The sequence below is a fragment of the Nocardia sp. NPDC127606 genome (assembly GCF_042671725.1).
Classification (GTDB): Bacteria; Actinomycetota; Actinomycetes; order Mycobacteriales; family Mycobacteriaceae; genus Nocardia.
The window spans coordinates 1778547-1795530 of the sequence record NZ_JBHXWQ010000001.1 but is presented as its reverse complement, the minus strand read 5'-3'; the positions used below and the strand labels follow the sequence as shown (position 1 = coordinate 1795530).

The 16984-nt window shown below is 63.3% G+C and carries 14 protein-coding genes; 8 read left to right on the top strand and 6 right to left on the bottom strand.

Annotated features, from left to right (window positions below; all coding sequences use genetic code 11):
- Positions 1-748 precede the first annotated feature (748 nt).
- Positions 749-1249 (top strand): hypothetical protein, encoded by a 501-nt coding sequence (locus ACFVJ5_RS08410; RefSeq protein ID WP_379219204.1) that lies wholly within the window; start codon positions 749-751, stop codon positions 1247-1249.
- Here the strand turns inward: ACFVJ5_RS08410 and ACFVJ5_RS08405 are convergent.
- Complete coding sequence (locus tag ACFVJ5_RS08405; RefSeq protein WP_379219203.1) at positions 1219-2484, bottom strand: hypothetical protein; 1266 nt, start codon at positions 2482-2484, stop codon at positions 1219-1221. The two genes, ACFVJ5_RS08410 and ACFVJ5_RS08405, sit on opposite strands and share 31 nt — an antisense overlap.
- Positions 2485-2999: 515 nt before the next feature.
- Here ACFVJ5_RS08405 and ACFVJ5_RS08400 point away from each other — a divergent pair.
- The 7 genes from ACFVJ5_RS08400 to ACFVJ5_RS08370 all read left to right on the top strand — a co-directional run bounded on the left by ACFVJ5_RS08400 (position 3000) and on the right by ACFVJ5_RS08370 (position 12181).
- Complete coding sequence (locus tag ACFVJ5_RS08400; RefSeq protein WP_379219202.1) at positions 3000-4205, top strand: hypothetical protein; 1206 nt, start codon at positions 3000-3002, stop codon at positions 4203-4205.
- A gap of 118 nt (positions 4206-4323) precedes the next feature.
- Positions 4324-4863: a hypothetical protein gene (locus ACFVJ5_RS08395; protein ID WP_379219201.1), complete on the top strand. Its 540-nt coding sequence runs from the start codon at positions 4324-4326 to the stop codon at positions 4861-4863.
- 1660 nt (positions 4864-6523) lie between these two features.
- Positions 6524-6859 carry a hypothetical protein gene (locus tag ACFVJ5_RS08390; RefSeq protein ID WP_379219200.1) on the top strand — a complete coding sequence of 112 codons (336 nt, stop codon included), beginning with the start codon at positions 6524-6526 and terminating at the stop codon, positions 6857-6859.
- Positions 6860-7388: 529 nt separating this feature from the next.
- A complete protein-coding gene (locus ACFVJ5_RS08385) occupies positions 7389-8435 on the top strand; it encodes a ferritin-like protein (protein WP_379219199.1) in 1047 nt (348 codons plus the stop codon).
- Between the two features lie 106 nt (positions 8436-8541).
- A complete protein-coding gene (locus tag ACFVJ5_RS08380) occupies positions 8542-9282 on the top strand; it encodes an SDR family oxidoreductase (protein WP_379219198.1) in 741 nt (246 codons plus the stop codon).
- Between the two features lie 65 nt (positions 9283-9347).
- Positions 9348-11081 carry an L-aspartate oxidase gene (locus tag ACFVJ5_RS08375; protein WP_379219197.1) on the top strand — a complete coding sequence of 578 codons (1734 nt, stop codon included), beginning with the start codon at positions 9348-9350 and terminating at the stop codon, positions 11079-11081.
- A 176-nt stretch (positions 11082-11257) separates the two neighbouring features.
- A complete protein-coding gene (locus tag ACFVJ5_RS08370) occupies positions 11258-12181 on the top strand; it encodes an RNA polymerase sigma-70 factor (RefSeq protein WP_379219196.1) in 924 nt (307 codons plus the stop codon).
- A gap of 641 nt (positions 12182-12822) precedes the next feature.
- On the opposite strand, the gene ACFVJ5_RS08365 is transcribed toward ACFVJ5_RS08370, so the two are convergent.
- Genes ACFVJ5_RS08365 through ACFVJ5_RS08345 form a run of 5 tightly spaced genes read right to left on the bottom strand, consistent with a single transcriptional unit; the run spans position 12823 to position 16964 of the window.
- Complete coding sequence (locus ACFVJ5_RS08365) at positions 12823-13767, bottom strand: PDR/VanB family oxidoreductase (protein ID WP_379219195.1); 945 nt, start codon at positions 13765-13767, stop codon at positions 12823-12825.
- A 13-nt stretch (positions 13768-13780) separates the two neighbouring features.
- Complete coding sequence (locus tag ACFVJ5_RS08360) at positions 13781-15073, bottom strand: Rieske 2Fe-2S domain-containing protein (RefSeq protein WP_379219194.1); 1293 nt, start codon at positions 15071-15073, stop codon at positions 13781-13783.
- 40 nt (positions 15074-15113) lie between these two features.
- On the bottom strand, positions 15114-16001 hold the full coding sequence (locus ACFVJ5_RS08355) for a TIGR03621 family F420-dependent LLM class oxidoreductase (RefSeq protein ID WP_379219193.1): 888 nt from the start codon (positions 15999-16001) through the stop codon (positions 15114-15116).
- A 16-nt stretch (positions 16002-16017) separates the two neighbouring features.
- The gene (locus ACFVJ5_RS08350) at positions 16018-16443 is read right to left on the bottom strand and encodes a MarR family winged helix-turn-helix transcriptional regulator (protein ID WP_379219192.1); all 426 of its coding nucleotides are present in this window, start codon (positions 16441-16443) and stop codon (positions 16018-16020) included.
- A gap of 29 nt (positions 16444-16472) precedes the next feature.
- The gene (locus tag ACFVJ5_RS08345; RefSeq protein ID WP_379219191.1) at positions 16473-16964 is read right to left on the bottom strand and encodes a nuclear transport factor 2 family protein; all 492 of its coding nucleotides are present in this window, start codon (positions 16962-16964) and stop codon (positions 16473-16475) included.
- Between the last annotated feature and the right edge of the window lie 20 nt (positions 16965-16984).

The following is a 16984-nucleotide window of genomic DNA, read 5'->3' as shown; positions in this document are numbered from 1 at the left end:
GCACCGGATCTCGCACGGAAACTCATCATCGAATATGCCACGGAATGAATTTCATCGACCCACCCACCCTCGGGCGCTCGCTGTGGTCGCGGCTGACGGAGCGGTCGCCTACCCGTCCGACGACGTCACCAACGCGGCTCGGCGCCAACAGAACCGGCCCCCCACAGCACGCTGACCCGCGCAGGGGCTCGGGTGCGGGACTCGCCGCAGCCGGCGAGCACAGCGAACACGAGCACAGCGAACACGAGCACAGCGAACAGAGACGTTGAGGACAGCACCGGCACCGGTTGCGGAAGGACTGCTAGCCACTGCACACGATCGGTGAGAACACCAGCGGGCACCGGCGAGGGCTGGGCACGGATGTCTATTCACTATGTATGAATAGACAATCCTGGATGACATCCACGCGGGGATATGGCCTGTGAGCAGCGGATATCCAGGGGCAGGGTGGGGCGGTTTAACCGCCCCACGTATTTCTCCACGTATTTCCCCACGCAATTCCCCACGTATTGACCACACCACGAAATCAACACCCACCCGGCAGCGACGAGCCCGTCAACTTCGACACGGAGGTGGGTTCACCGCCCCTCTCGAGCTGCCTAACCACGACGGCCCGGGCACCGCCCGCACAACCTGAGCCGGGGGCTGGGGGCGGCCTCCAAACCACACCCAGAACGCACCGAAACCACACCGGGAACGCACCCGGCCGTAAACATCGGCAGGTCAACGGGCTCCCGCGTCAGAAGTGGTGACCACCGCGAGCGCGAACAGGTTGGCGGGCGGGGATGGCCAGCAGCGCGAACGATGCGGCTACCATGTCCTCATGGGCAGCGACCCCCTCGAAACCCTCCGCCGAGTCCTCCAATCCGCCTGGTCGGCCGAGACGAGTGCATCTGCCGACTGGACCGACGACAACGCCGCCAAAGGTCAGTGTGCGGTGACAGCTTGCGTGGTACAGGACTATCTGGGCGGTGACATCCTCCACACAACCGCCTCCATGCCCGGCGGAAAGACCGTCTCCCACTACATCAACCTCATCGACGGCATCCAGGTTGATCTCACCGCGGAACAGTTCCCGGAGTACACCCAGTTCTCTCCGCCGACACCGAAAACCAAGAGTTTCGCCTCAACCCGCGACTACTGCCTGTCCTACGTGCACACCAAACAGCGCTACGACCTGCTACGGACGCGCGTGGCGGAACGACTTGACGCTGTGGGTCACCGGGTAGTCCACAGCTCAACAAACTGACCCACTTCCGGCACCGCGACATGGTGGCGCAGATCGTCGGCAATGCCGGTCAGCGTTGTTTGCAGGCGGGTTGAGGCTACCGTGCTGACCTCGGCGAAGTTCTCGACCAGCATTCCACAGCCGTCGGCGATCTCTCCGGCCTGCACGCAATTCTGAGCCAGCCGGATCTGCCAAGCAGTCCGTTCACGAGGATACGCGGCGGTGCCGACGATCGCGGATCTCAAATACGTTGTGGCCTCAGCATGGTCGCCCAACCGCATGAACGCCAAGCCCGTCAGCCCGCTGAGTTGCGCTTCCGGCAGGTGGGCAAGGTAGGCGGGATCGTGCCCTTTGGTTGATTCATGCGCCCGATGTGCCCGATTGACCGCCGCAACCATCACAGAACGATCCCCGATAACACTGTGCGCTTCCGCCTCGCGAATCGCAGCCAAGGCCCGCAGTTTCGGTCCGCCCTCCCGTTCGGCGGCGATTTGGGCAGCTTGGGCAAGCCGCGCCCCTTCCTTGGGTCGCGAACCCTCACGGTACGACAACAGTGAGGCGTTGATCCAGGTATGGGCTGCGGCAATGCCGTCGCCGCTCATGGTGGCTGCTTGCGCTGCATCGGCGTAGTACCGTTTGGCGGATTTCCATTGACCGGCGTCGTAGTGAACCCAGCCCGCAGCCGTCATCATCTCAGCAGCCGCGCTGGTGAGCGCCGTACCGACCGTGTCGCTATAGCGTCCGCTATCGAGGAGATGCTCGACGTAACGCACTTCATTGGTTGCGATTTCGCACAGCCGATCTCCGCCAGCCATCAATTGCAGCTCGTGGATTCGGCCCATACTCTTGACAATTCGTTCGACGTCAGCCATGCCGACTCTGATCCCGAGAGATGCTGGCATACGAGCATCATGCCGTTCGGCCTCTTCCAGCGACCCGGCCCGCTGGTCCTTTCTATGCCGTTCCCGCCATGCCGCCTCGCCCTCCGCCGCGATCTGCGCGAACCGTTCCCGGTCTTCGGGGGTTGCACGCTGCTGGTAGGTCGTGTCCAGGATGGCCTGCACCTTGGTGCGAGGCGTTACGCCACTCAGGCCCTTCCTCCAATTCGCAACCGTGCTGGTTTCTATCCCTAGTAGCGATGCGAAATCCCGCATCGAATACCGCATGGCCTCTTGTAGCGCCGCCGCTTCAAAACCAGTCCATTCCCGCCCTCTGACCATATCGCCGCCTACATTGTTTGTGCCTGAAATGGGCAAACACCTACAATACGCTAACGCTGACCGAACACAACCGGGTTACGCCCGAAAACAGTTACGGGGCATGGTAATCCGTGCACCTGGTACCCGGGAGACGTCGTATCCCTTTGCGCGGCGCACCGGCTTCCCTAGAGAGGAGGGAAGTCTGTGGCGAAAGCCCCGGGTGCCGGGTGCTCCACTTCGAACGGACCTGTCACGGGATTCTATGACGGGGTGTCGGTAGGACGTCACGGGCGCCTCCCGGGGCCCCGAGTCGGGATACCGCGCAACTGTGGACGCCGCCGACATCCCGGTCCGCCCGCCGCAGCAACAGCCGCATCTCGTCGGGCGTGACTTCACAGGCTCGTTCGGTCGGCGTCCACCCGTCCTTACGCTCCAACTAGCCACCACCACGCAGGCGAACTACCCCAACCGAGTGCCGTTGCAGTACTAGTGCCATGTTGCTGTCGTTGGGAAGGTACTTCTGCCCGATAATCTGTGTCTGTGCAGTGTGATTGGTGACATCATCGGTTGCTATGAACACAGACCCCCTCGCAGACGGTGACTGGAGCATTGTCCTCGACCGCGAGACATCGACGTACCAGATCTTGCGGCCTGGCTACGCGCCTGTGGTGGAAGCGTTGAATGGCGGCTCTCCATTCAGCGTTACCTCCTATATTTCCCGTACAACGTATCGCCCTTTAAAAAATACCTTAACTATCGAAACTATTCGAGGCGACACTATCGTCGCGGAGATGCCGACGGTACGCGACTTTTCCCCCCACCGGGGTAGGCCAACGGTCTATCTCGACCAGAACCACTGGAATACGCTCTACAAGGCGAAGTACGTTATTTCTGGAGTTAAGTCACGTGAACATGAGGCTGCCCTCTGGCTGATCGAACAAGCAAGCGCAGGTCGGATCATTCTGCCGCTATCCTCTGCGCACATGTCCGAAACATGCAAGTGGAGAAACAACGGCGAACGATACACTCTCGCATTGACAATTCTGCAATTGAGTGCAGGCTGGCAGCTCCGTGATCCTCTCGCCGTGCGTCGGAACGAAATACTATCCTCGCTTCATTCGAGACTCGAAACTGGCATTGAAATGGTTACGCATCCCGCGGTTACTCTTGAGCCATATGCCATCAGTAGTGGCATAAGATCGCCTGAAGTAGTCCGAAAGCATTCCTTTTTCGCTTCGGCAGCATTGACTGCGGTGACGGCCAATTTCGACACAATGCTTGATGGTGAGGCGGTGCAGCAGAACCCAATACCGGGTTGGGTTGAACGCAATCAGAATTTTACCGATTGGCTAGCAACGGAAAAGGGCGCGGGATCAGCGATGAAGAGAAGGAGGACCTATGTGTTCTTCTTCTCTGATACCGGAAGCGAAGTCGCTAAGGCTGCTCATAGCACGGGGGTATCGGTTGAGGAGATGGGCCGCTGGAGTCGGTCGTTTATGGAACAGGATGTGGCGGTCATGCCGAACCTGGGGCTATTCCGGGAAGTTTTCCATGAGAAGCTGGTCGATGGACGAACGAAGTGGAATAGCAATGACCTGACTGACATGATGTATCTTACTTGCGCGGCCGCCTATTGCGACTTCACTGTGGGCGAGAAGTCGTTGATCAGCAAGATTGAACAGGCGCAGCGACGGATGAAGCGGCCATCTGCCATCTTCCGAAATTTTAGTGCATGCGTTCCTGTGCTCGCAGATAGGATCGGAGAAGTATTTCCCTGACCGCGCTAGCAGCCTGGCGCCGTCGTTGCCTCCATGTTTTCTCGATCACTCGGCACGGGGTAGTATCGGCCGGAGCGTACCCACCAAACCGTTGATCACGGATAAGGAGAACGTAGTAGTGATTCCGACCAGCGGTGCTACTGTCAGCGAATGGGCCCCCGAAGAGCAGCTTTGGGATGTGGATCATTTGATTGGTTCAGGCGCCAGGCTCGCACTTCTACCGGATCGAATTGATCCTGGCACCGGTATCGCATTATACAAAGAAGAAGTTGCAGGAACGCTGAAGCTAGTAAAAAGGCAGTTGGCAGACGCCGATTTTTCGATGCCATCAACTCGGCGAAAGTATCTTAGCGAATATGCAATCGGCGAACTGACCACCTTCGTCGGACTCGCGATTGTGACTCCGCTTATCTATGATGTTGTGAAGGCTTCTGTCACTGCTGTCACAGTTCGAGTTCGGGCTCGGCTTGGGCTAGCTCCTACTGACGACGTCGGGCGAGAAATTGTTACCCTAAGGGTGGCCATTTTGAATGCAGGATCATTCGAGGCTCGCGGAATTGAGATCGCCGGACCTGTTGAAGAAGTTGAAAGAGCGCTGCTCGGCATGGTGGAAAATTCCGGTACCGAAGAACTCGGCGGAGAAAATGACGTTGAGTAACGGGATGGGCGTGAGGGGGCGCATAATTCGAACCGGTGTCCCAATACTTCCGGCCGCAGGTCGCCAAAGAGAGGGAGCACTCTTACATGATGGTCGTGTTGCTATTCTAAGTTCATACAGAGAGTATGGCACTGCGCTTGTCGAATTAAGCGATTGTTTCACTGGCGATCTCGGTGACATTCCTGGTCATAGCATGTATCGCCAAGATGCGCCGCAATCAATTTCTCGTACAAGTCCGCCTTTAGAAAAGTCATGGTATCCACTCAAGAGGAAGATGCGGGATCATCCAAGGCGCTCCGAAATAGAGGACCGCACGCGACAAGCCTTAAATGCTGCAATTTCGGCATTCAACTTTTTTGACGAGCTATCCGATGTTCCGAACCTGGCGGAGATGGCTCATGTCCAAGCGCACCGATGCGCCGAAGTGGTGGGTCAAGTCTTTGGGTGCTTTGCCGAGTATAAAGACAGCAAGTATTGGGATGTGTGCGCACTCCAGTTGATGCATCTGCGCATAGGTTTCTCGGCAGGAATGAATACGGTCCGGTGTTGCTCAATCTGCTCAGAAGATATTGACTTATGTGAGCATCAACTCGATGAGAAGTATGAAGTCGCCGCAGATCGAAAGGATGGCACTTGTACAATATGCGGCATAAAATCGTGTGACCATGCTGTGGGGGACTCGGTGAGCTGCTATCCTGGCGTTCTTCATCGCGATATAGAGTTGAAAGAAGTTAGCATGGTTCGATTCCCGCGCGATCCGTTGGCGCGGCTAGAAGCGGTGCAGATGGATGAAGGCATGATTACTAAGATTCTGGCAGGTAGGTCACCCGGCGAACCTATAGCTTGCCATCGGTGTATCGGACCCTGTTGCGGATTTGCGTATCCCTTTGATGGTCCCGACATCCTCAAGCGTAGTTTCTACTAGTTTGCCAATTGCTGCTCGCTGCTGACAACTCGGGATACTCGATCGGACGTTGATGGTTGGCGGTTGCGTTGGTCACTTAGTCTGGTTGCGCCCCCGGGCCGCAGTCCAAGGGCGCAACATCCGATGTTGCTTTGTCGGCTGCTACCCCCAAAGCTTGCTGCCCTGGCGTTAGGTCCACTTGGATAGCAGGTCAGGCCCGGTCCTGACCTGTCATGTGGGGTCGGACCCCACCGTTTCCCGTTCGGTCGTGCAGCCAGTTGATGGGGCTACGGTTTTGAGACGGAACCAGTTCACCGTCACCTATGCAGCGCGGTCGGCGCACGATCGTCTACGGATGCTGCTGCGGAGCCCCTAGTTTAGCGACCGACGAGTCCCTGTATCCGTGTTGCGGTGACCGCGCCGACGCTTGCCATCGGCGCGCGCTTGGACGGCACCATGCTGTCCGGTTGATACGCAAGCGGCCATCGTGTCGGTGTCCCGGCGCATACTGGGGACCATGGTGACACCTGAGAGGCTGACGGTCTTAGCTACCGCGATCCAGATTTGCGACGAGAACGGTAGCGGCGCGAGCGCCGGGAATGTTGCCGCACCACTTGGCATCGACAAGAGGGTGGCAACGCGAGAGTTGCAGCCGTCGATCGTTGGCTATGTCGGCGGCCGTCAACGCGGAGATGATGGGGTCGTTCCGGTCCGGCAGTCGACAGCCGAAGCGCGCGCATTCGTGGGTGATTCGCGATGACTGACGAACCGCTGTACGACCCCGATCGCATGCTGTTCGAAGATCTCGATCTCTCGGACCCGGACGTCGTGGATGCCTATCTCAACAATCCGACGACCGAGAAGCTGATCGACGACCTAGGCCGCGATTTCCGTCGCAAACCCAATGCAGACCAGCAGCGGGTGCTGAGCGAGGAGCTTAGCCGACACGAGAAGTATCGTTCTGAGGTAGCTAGCGCTCTCCTCCGTCTCGATCCTGATGTGCCACAGTGGCTGGCGCTGCAACGCCTATTCGATGGCCTCGACAGCCTCATCGAGGCAACGAAGCTCCGAATGCTCGAACTCGACGACTAGAACGTCCGTTTGACGTGCAACTGCATTGCCTACCGATTGGCTAAGACACCAAGCGATCGGGCGCGATGCGGTAGACAGACTTGAGGCGAAACGCTGAGTTCAGGTGCGATTCGCTCGGTGATCCGCAACTGCTTGGATACTGCAAATCAGCGCCAACGATGGCGGCTTAAGACCGTCGGGGCGCCTGCCCTCGAACCCCGACCGGTTCGATCCGAATCGCTGGCCCCGTCACTATCAGGGTGTTCGGGTTGTGGCACGTTAGGCCCACAGAAATAACAGGTCAGGCCCGGTCTAAGACCGGGCCTGACCTGTTTCATTGTGTCTGGCCCCGCGGTTACCCCGCGTTTTGGTTGGGTCTTGTTTCAGCGGCTTGCTCTCGCCGCCGGACCCGAAAACGATCGCCGTGTTCGAGCCCGCGAGCTCGGCCCGGTGTTGCGACGGCGAGTCGCAAGTTCTTGTCACAGTTCTCCCGGACGCATTGTCCTAGTTTTCGACACCACATGAACACCTGTCGAGACGAGGTTCGATCATGGACATCAGCACGGGTCACGCCATCGAGACAATGGACGATCTGCGTCGCCATCTGCAGTGGGCGATCGAGCTCGAGCACGCGACCATACCGCCGTACATGTGTGCCCTGTATTCGCTGGAGCCGGGCGCCAATGCCGAAGCGGCACAGGTCATCAGCAGCGTATTCGTAGAGGAGATGCTGCACTTGGCGCTGGCGGCGAATCTGCTCAATGCGGTAGGTGGCGAGCCCAAGCTCGACGCGCCCGAATTGCTGCCCGCGTATCCGCATCCGCTGCCGCACAGCGATCGATCCGTGCGAATACAGCTCGCGCCGTTCGGTTCCGAAGCCCTCGAATTGTTCTTGAACATCGAACGGCCCGCCTCGGCGGACGCGCTACCCGAATCCGATGGCTATCACACGATCGGGCAGTTCTACGCGGCCGTCGAACTCGGTCTCATCTCGCTGGTCGACACCCTCGGCGAGGATGCAGTCTTCTGCGGCGACCCCGGTCGGCAGCTCAACGAGATGCACTTCAACAGCGGTGGCGGACAGGTCGTTCCGGTGCACGATCTGAAGTCGGCGCTGACGGCGCTGGCCGAGATCGTCGAGCAGGGCGAAGGCGCGGCGCGGACCGAGGTGTGGGACGGCGAGAAGGACGTCTTCCATCCCGATCGCGACGAGGTCGCCCATTACTATCGCTTCCTCGAACTGAAGGAAGGCAAGCGGTTCCAGCTCGGTGACACCCCGCAGTCCGGGCCCACTGGTGAACCGATCCTGTTCGACCCCGACAAAGTGCTGCCGATGCGCCCCAACCCCCGCACCGCCGACTATCCGGAAGACAGCGCGGTCCGCCGCGCGCAGGTGGAATTCAACAACACCTACTGCCTGCTGCTGTACTTGCTGGAGGACACCTTCAACGGCAGCCCGTCGCAGATGCGGGACGCGGTGGGGACGATGTACGCGTTGAAGTCCCAGGCCCAAGCGCTCATGAAGATGCCCAGCGGTGACGGCCGCACCACCGCGGGCCCGACCTTCGAGTACGTCGCGCCGCAGGATCGAGCGTAGACGAACGGCCTCGGCACCAGCACTGTCACAGAATCACCGCCTGCCCTGTCCTTGGTACAGCGGAGTTTCGCTAACCCCGCGCAATGCCCGAACGAAAGGAATGAGCATGAAGATCGTCGTCATCGGCGGCACCGGCCTGATCGGTTCCAAGCTCGTCGCACGACACGGTGAGCACGGCCACCAGGCGGTTCCGGCCGCACCCAATACCGGCGTGAACTCCCTCACCGGTGAGGGAGTCAAAGAAGTACTGCAGGACGCGAACGTGGTGATCGATGTTTCCAATTCGCCGTCGTTCGCCGACGACGACGTGATGGAGTTCTTCCGGACCTCCACGACGAACCTGCTCGAGGCCGCCGCCGCGGCCGGTGTCGGGCATTACGTCGCACTGTCGGTGGTGGGTTCGGAACGGTTGCCGGATTCCGGGTATCTGCGGGCGAAGGTGGCGCAGGAGGAACTGATCGCCGGATCGGGTCTGCCGTACTCGATCGTGCGCGCCACGCAATTCTTCGAATTCGCCGGTGGTATCGCGGATTCCGCGACCGTTGACGGTCAGGTGCGGCTGCCAGGTTCCAGTATGCAGCCGATGGCCGCGGACGATGTGGCCGCCGCTGTCGGACGTACGGCGGCCGGCGAGCCGAAGAACGGGACCATCGAGGTCGGCGGCCCGGAGGTCATCGCCCTCGACGAATGGATCCGCACCGTGCTGAGCGCGCGGTCGGACGCCCGCACGGTGGTCACCGATCCGGAGGCCAGATACTTCGGGGCGGTGCCGCAGCGCGAGCTGCTGCCCGGCAGCGATGCGCAATTGGCGCAGACGCGGCTGTCGGAGTGGCTGACCAGCAACTGAACTGTTCGCGCGGGCGGCGATCTGCCCGCCCGCGCGCACTGCCCCCTTCGGAAGGGAACGAAGCGATGCTCACATCCGACGAACGTCAGATCGCGACGTCGGTGCTCGTCGTCGGCACCGGCGGTTCCGGCCTCCGTGCGGCGATCGAACTGGCCGAGCGCGGCATCGACGTCCTGGTGGTGGGCAAGCGGCCGAAGGCGGACGCGCACACCACTCTCGCCGCCGGCGGCATCAATGCCGCGCTGTCGACCATGGACGTCGAGGACAGCTGGCAGCAGCACGCGGCGGACACGATCACCGAAAGCTACCTGCTGGCGCGCCCCGATACCGCCCAGGTGGTCGCCGAGAACGCCGCGCGCGGAATCGAGGATCTCGAGCGTTGGGGGATGCCGTTCGCTCGCGAATCCGACGGCCGGATCTCGCTGCGATTCTTCGGCGCGCACACCTACCGGCGCACCGCGTTCGCCGGTGATTACACCGGCCTCGAGATCCAGCGGACCCTGGTGAACCGGGCCGCGCAGCTCGGCATCCAGATCATCGATACCTGCTACGTGACCCGAATCCTGGTGCGAGACAACGTGGTTTTCGGCGCCTACGGTTTCGATCTCGACAGTGGCGAGCGCTACGTGTTGCGAGCCGACGCGGTAATCCTCGCTGCCGGTGGGCACACCCGCATCTGGCGGCGCACCTCCTCCCGACGTGACGAGAACACCGGTGATTCGTTCCGGCTCGCCGTACTCGCGGGCGGCCGGATTCGGGACCCGGAGCTCGTGCAGTTCCACCCGTCCGGGCTCATCGAACCCGAGAACGCGGCCGGGACACTGGTATCGGAAGCCGCACGGGGAGAAGGCGGCATTCTTCGCAACGCCGCGGGAGAGCGTTTCATGCGGCGCTACGACGCGGAACGCATGGAGCTCTCGACCCGAGACCGGGTCGCGCTGGCCGCCTACACCGAGATCAAGGAGGGTCGAGGAACGCCGAACGGTGCTGTCTGGCTGGATGTTTCGCACCTGCCTCGCGAAACGATCATGCGGCGACTGCCGCGCGTTTACCAGACGATTTTGGAGCTGCAAATGCTCGACATCACTCGCGATCCGATCGAAATCGCGCCGACGGCACACTATTCCATGGGCGGAGTGTGGGTTCGCTCCGAAGATCACGGTACCGGCGTCGAGGGCCTCTATGCGATCGGCGAGGCATCGAGCGGCCTGCACGGCGCCAACCGGCTCGGCGGCAACTCGCTGATCGAACTGCTCGTCTACGGCCGGATCGTCGGCGAGGCGGCAGCGCGGTACTCGGCCGAGCTGGTCGCACAGCGTCGGTCCCACAGTGCGCTCGTCGAGGCCCGCGCCGAGATCGATGAGCTGCTGGCGGTCGACGGGCAGGAGAACGTACGGGCCCTGCAACGCGCCGTGCGCGACACCATGACCGAGCACGCCGGCGTGGTGCGCGACGAGACCGGGATTCGGGCAGGCTTGGCCGAACTCGACGAGGTCGAGGACCGCATGACGAATATCGGCGTGCACCCCGACGCCGCCGGGTTCCAGGATCTGGCGCACGCCTTCGATCTGAAGTCCTCGGTGCTCGCCGCACGCGCCACCTTGGAAGCCGCGCTGGAGCGACGCGAAACCCGTGGCTGCCACAATCGGTCCGACTACCCCGACCTGGATCCGGCGCTGCGGGTGAATCTCGTGTGGTCGGGTCCCGGCAAGCTCGAACGCGAGGAGATCCCCGCGATCCCCGATGGAATCGCCCGGCTCATGCGAGATGTATCGACGGAAGGCAAATTGGTCGAATGACGGCGTCGTGTGGGCGCACAAGCCGCCCGCTGTCCGGTGCCGCTCGCTCAGAGGGGTTGCCGCGTGCCACGCCCCCCGCGTACGGCCGGCGCGAGTAACGTCGTGGGAGATGGTGGCCGAATCGAGGCGGGGGACATGAATCACGCGATTGCCGGTGGCGTCGGAACGACCGCGCGATGAGTGGACCCGCGGGTACCGACCTGGGCAAAGCAGTCGACGACTTCTCCGCGCAGAAGGGACGGCTGTTCGGCATCGCCTACCGAATGCTCGGCACCGTTGCCGACGCCGAGGACATCGTCCAGGACGTCTGGGTGAAGTGGCAGTCCTACGCCGACCGCGATTCCGTGCGTGATGTGGAGGCCTTCCTCGTCACCATGACCACCCGGCAGGCGATCAATGCCACGCAGACCGCGCGGGTCCGTCGGGAAACCTACATCGGCCCGTGGCTGCCCGAGCCCGTGGACACCAGTGCTGATCCCTCGCTCGGCGCGGAGCGTGCCGCGGCATTGGAGACCGCGGTCCTGGTCGTCCTGGAGAAGATGACGCCGACCGAGCGGGCGGCGTTCGTCCTGCGGGAAGCTTTCGACTACCCCTACGGCCGGATCGCCGAAGTCCTCGACATCAAGGAACCAGCCGCCCGGAAGCTGGTGAGCCGGGCACGCCAGGCCATCGAGTCCGACCGGAAAGTATCAGTCGACACCGTGCATCAGCGGCGTCTGCTCGCCGCCTTCCTGAATGCCGCGCGCGCCGGTGAATTCGATGAACTCGAGGCGCTTTTCGCCACCGATGTCGCCAGCTACTCCGACGGCGGCGGCGCGGTGCGCAATGCCTCGCGCATCCCGGTATTCGGACGGATGCGCGTGGCCAAGTACGTGGCCGCGTTCGCCTCACACTTCTGGACGGGGGTCGCCATCGACTGGGTCGACGCCAATGGTCGCGCGTCGGTGGTGGTCAGCCGCGACGGAGCCCCCATCGCCTGGCTCGGGGTTGCTGCGGCCGACGACGAGACGATCGACCGGCTCTACTGGGTGTTCAACCCCGCCAAGCTCGGTCATATCGCCCATGTCGTCGCTGTTCCGGGGGACTCCGCCGCGCCGTGAAACATCATCGGCCACTGGTCAGCGCCTGTGGCAACCACGAATGGCGATCGTCGAGAAAACCACGGTCAGCGTCACCGACTACGTCAGCGCCGCCCGCTGGGTCTGCCTGAAAGCCTCAGTAGGAGGCGGTTCGAGCCAGCGCTCACCCCTCGAGATCTGGCCGATGCCGGTGGTGCTGTCGCGGTGTACATCAGCTCGGCGAACTTCACCAACCTCGGGCCGCGCAAGGGATCGGCACCCCGGCTGGCTCTGACCGATCTGGGAGCGTGTCGCAAGGTCATCAACACTTATGACCGGATCGGTAGATGGTGGGAGGTGGGCGAAGAGCGGTGGAAAGACGTGTTGCCCTCGAAGAACGCGGTCATGCGGCGTCGGCGAGCAGCTCGCGGCCCGACTCTCCTTGCATGTCGGAGAACCGCGCTGTTGGGTGAAGCCGAACCCAGAGCTCGACACCGAACCTGCTGCCGGGTGCAAGTCAGCGTGTCGACCATGTGCGCGGACAGCTGCATTCCACCCACTTCGACACCTGCTCGATCAACGGAATTGCGACGCGGCCGGTGCCACCCCTGCTCACCACACAGGCGAGGAACCGTTTGCCGCCAATCAGTTTCGAGCTTCGTGCCTGGCTCGGCAGACCGTTCTCAGAGGTCCACTTCGAGGACGGGGGAGAGGGATCGTGACGAGCATGTGGTGAACATGCCGTCGGCGCGTTCGGCGTCGGTGAGGACGTCGTCGCGATGGTCGGGATCGCCGGCGAGGACCCGGATGACGCATTCGCCGCAGATGCCCTGCTGGCAGGAGTAGGGGGCGTCGACGCCGTTGTCCAACAGGACATCCAGCACGCTCTGGTCGTCGGCGACGAGGTATTCGGCGCTGCTGGAGGCCAGGCGTACGGTGAATCCGGTCTGTTGCGACTCGGTCGGTGTGGGGAGATCGGTGCCGAATCGCTCGGTGTGTAGTGCGGTGCGCGGCCAGCCGAGGGCTTCGGCCTTGCCTACGACGTAGTCCATGAAGCCGTCCGGTCCGCAGACGTAGACCGCGGTGTCCGGTCTCGGATCACCCAGATCGCGGGTGATGTCGAGCAGTAGGGCTGGGTCTTCGTCGTCGAAATGCAACCGCACCCGGGGGTTCTCGGCCAGCTCGTCCAAGAACGCCGCGCGTGAGCGGGTGCGGGCACTGTAGTGCAGCACGTAGTCGGCCTCGGTCTGCTCGAGGTGCGTCAGCATGGCCAGTAGCGGGGTGATGCCGATGCCGCCCGCGATCAGCACATGACTGCTTGTCTCGGCGAGCGGAAAGTGGTTGCGCGGGGCCGAGATCCGCACCCGATCGCCCACCGCGAGCGCGTGCATCGCCCGCGACCCGCCCCGCGAGTTCGCGACGTTCAGCACCGCCAAGCGGTAGCGGCCCGGCTCGGGCGGTCCGCACAGTGAATACTGGCGGACCAGGCCCGAGCCCAGCTGCACGTCGACATGGGATCCGGCTGTGTAGGAAGGGAATTCGGTGGCATCGACCGGGGTGAGTTCGAGCACCACGATGTCGGACGTCGCCGAGGTGCGGGCGTGGACCACCGCATCGATCCAGGTCACAGGGCTGCCCCGGTCAGACACCGGCCGCGGGCACCGCTGCCGCGGTCTCGTCCGCCGTGGCCCCGGCGAGGGTGAACAGGCCGGCTTGGGTGTGCCGCACCGGTTCCTCGATCAGGCTCACCCCCTGCGGATCACGGCCCGCCTCCACGTCGTCGATCATCGTCCGCAGCAACCGGCGCAGCAGCACCACGCCACGGTCCGTCGTCGCCAAGGTCTCCTCGGAATGCAGCGCGACCGGACCCTGCGAAGTCATCACCTCGCCGTCACCGGGGAAGCGCTGACGTTCCTGGTCGGTCAGCTCCCACGCGTTCTTGCCGTCCTGGGTGATGCCGAACAGGAACCGTTGCACGCGTGCGGGATCGCTCGCGCGGATGGAGAAGAACGCGCGATGGCGGGTGTCGTCGATCGGGACAGCCCAGATCACCATGTCGGCCTTGGTATCCGGGGTGAGCTCGACCCAGTCCGGCAGCACCGTGGCATTGGGCAGGTGCAGCTCGGCGCCCCAGACCCGCTCGGTCCGCTCCCCGTCGCGTTCCTTGTCCAGGAACCGGACGCCGTACTTCGCCCCGAAATCGGTGCGGTCGTAGCTGACCCGGCCCGGCAGGGTGTAGGGATCGAAGAAGTCCTCGGGGAAGCCCGTGGTGCCGGTGCCGAGGAACTGGTAGCCGCTGTGCTGGGAGTGCAGCCAGTTGATATGCACCGGGTCGATCGTGTTCTCGTAGATCAGCAGCCAGTGGAAATCCTGCTCGGCGCCGGTCACCGACAGACCGGGGAACGGCCACTCGGCGAAGTACTGCTCACCCTCGGCGAGGTCCTCGAGCACGTCGTAGCGTGGCAGGACGGGCTTGCGGTCAGGCGGGCCCATGTAGACGAACACCAGCCCGTAGCGTTCCTCGACCGGATACCACGGCTGACGCGCGGCATCGCGGCGCTTGCCGCGATCGGGTTCACAGGCCTGCTCCAAGCATCGCCCCTGCACGTCGTATTTCCAGCCGTGATAGCCACAGCGCAGCCCGTCGTCCTCGATCCGGCCGAAGAACAGACTGGCGCCGCGGTGCGCGCAACGCTCGAAAACCACTCCCGCGCGGCCGCTTCCGTCCCGGAAGACGACCAGGTCCTCGCCGAGGACACGGGTGCGATGCGGTGCCTCGGCGGTGAGGGTGGCCGAGGTGGCGATCGGGTGCCAGTACCGCCGCAGCGCCTCGCCCATCGGTGTGCCGGGGCCGACCTCGGTCAGCCGGGCGTCGTAGGACGGGGCCTTGCGGCCGTACCCGGTGCCGGTGTCCACCGTGGATGGTTCGGTCATATCGGTCTCCTCCGCGTGCGAAAGACGGTGTGCTGCCCGGTTATCGGAGCGCCTGGATGATCGGTGCGAAGGCCTCCATCTCGGGTTCGAGCACGGTGTAGTAGGTCAGGCCGAGGGTCTTGCGCCGTTCGCGCAGGGTGTCGGCGTTCTCCTCGGGGGTGCCGAACAGCAGCGACGGCAGTTCGGCGAGCTCGTCGGGTGTGAGGTCGAGCCGGTTCTGCCAGACATCGGTCACGCCGTCGGTCGCGCCCTTGGGCAGCACCTTGTGGATGGGAATGTTGAACTCCACCTGGTCGATCCGGTCACCGAGCAGTCCACGTACGTAGTCGATCCGGTCGGTGACCTCGGTGATGCCACCCAGCTTCAGCCCGTCGCCGTCGCGCACCTCCGTGGTGCCGGTGAAGGCGATGATGTCGGCGTGGGCGGCCGCCAGCCGCAGGACCCGTGCACCGCGACCGGCGATCAGGATCGGCGGGCCGTCGGGCTGTTCGAACCGGGCGTATTGGTCGAGCTCGGACTTCGGCTTGCGGAACTCGGCGACCGTGCGCTCCAGCTGGGAAACCCGTTCGCCCGCAGTGGGAAACGGGATTCCGGCCGCGTCGAACTGCGCGCGGTCGTAGCCGGCGCCCAGCCCGAGTTCCACCCGGCCGCCGGAGTACCGGTCGACCGTGGCGAGGTCGCGGGCCAGCACCGTCGGGTGGTAGAAGGCGGTGTTGAACACCAGCGTGCCGATGCGGATCCGCTCGGTCGCCTCGGCGGCCAGCAGCAGGGTCGGGATCGGTGCGGGCATGCCGAGGTGGTCCGACACCGAGATGACGTCGTAGCCCAGTTCCTCGGCCCTGCGTACCTTGGCGATCCATTCCGCTCTGGTGGACGGGGTGAACAGGCAGAGACCGAAGCGGAACGGTCGGTCGTACAGGGAAGTCATGACGCTCCTCGCGAGCTCATTCGGTGGCGATGTTGTCGGCGATCTTGGCCAGGACCGCGTTCGCGGCGAGGAATTCCTCCTCGGTGATGCCACGCAGCGATTCGTCGGCGTGGGCGTTCACCAGGGCTTCGGCGCGCTCGTGCGCCGCCTCGCCCGCGGCGGTGAGCCGCAGCGCCGTACCGGAGCCCTCGACCCAGCCGCGGCCGGCGAAGTCGTCGACGATCGGCTGATAGGTCCGCGCGCCGTCGGCGACCAGGAACGGCGCGAACGCCGCGTCGAGTTCGGCGACGCTGCCCAGACCGATCTGCAGGGCGTGCAGGATCTGCCAGTCCCGGCGGGTGAGATTCTGCTCGCGCAGCAGCGCGCCGGTGGCGGCGTCGAACTGCTGGTGCAGGTGCAGCAGCCAGTACCCGATGCGCTTGGTCGTGTTCTTCTGGAGCATGACGAGCCTCTCTGTGGTCGAAGGGCCGGCTACTGCTGCCAGCCGCGCGAGTACGGGATGACCCAGTACAGGTCGAGGGCGATCCGCGCGAACCGCCACCGGCCGCCCTCGCGGACGTACTCGTCGGTGAACTTGCCTGCCACGAACGAGCTTTCGGTATCGAAGACGACCTTCTCCTCGAAGAACGACACTCCGGTGGCTCGATCGCCGAGGATCTCCACGTCGTGCCCGTGCAGGAACTGCTTGACCAGCACCTGCCCGGCCGGGCTGTTGTCCTCGATGAGCTGTGGCAGCCCGGCGAAGTACGCCTGAATGGCAGCCCGCCCCTCGGCCTGGCCCAGATGGCGGTAGTCGAGAAAGGCGTCGGCACTGAACAGTTCGCCGACCTGGTCCCATCTGCCCTCGTTGATGTAGCGGGGTAGGTCGTGGCGCAAGGTGTTCAGCGCGCGGACGGCCTCGAGCGTCTCGAGTCGTTCGGTGAGCTGCTCGACCTGCCCGACCAGGTCCAGGACTTCTGACATCGCTGTGGCACCTCTCGTTT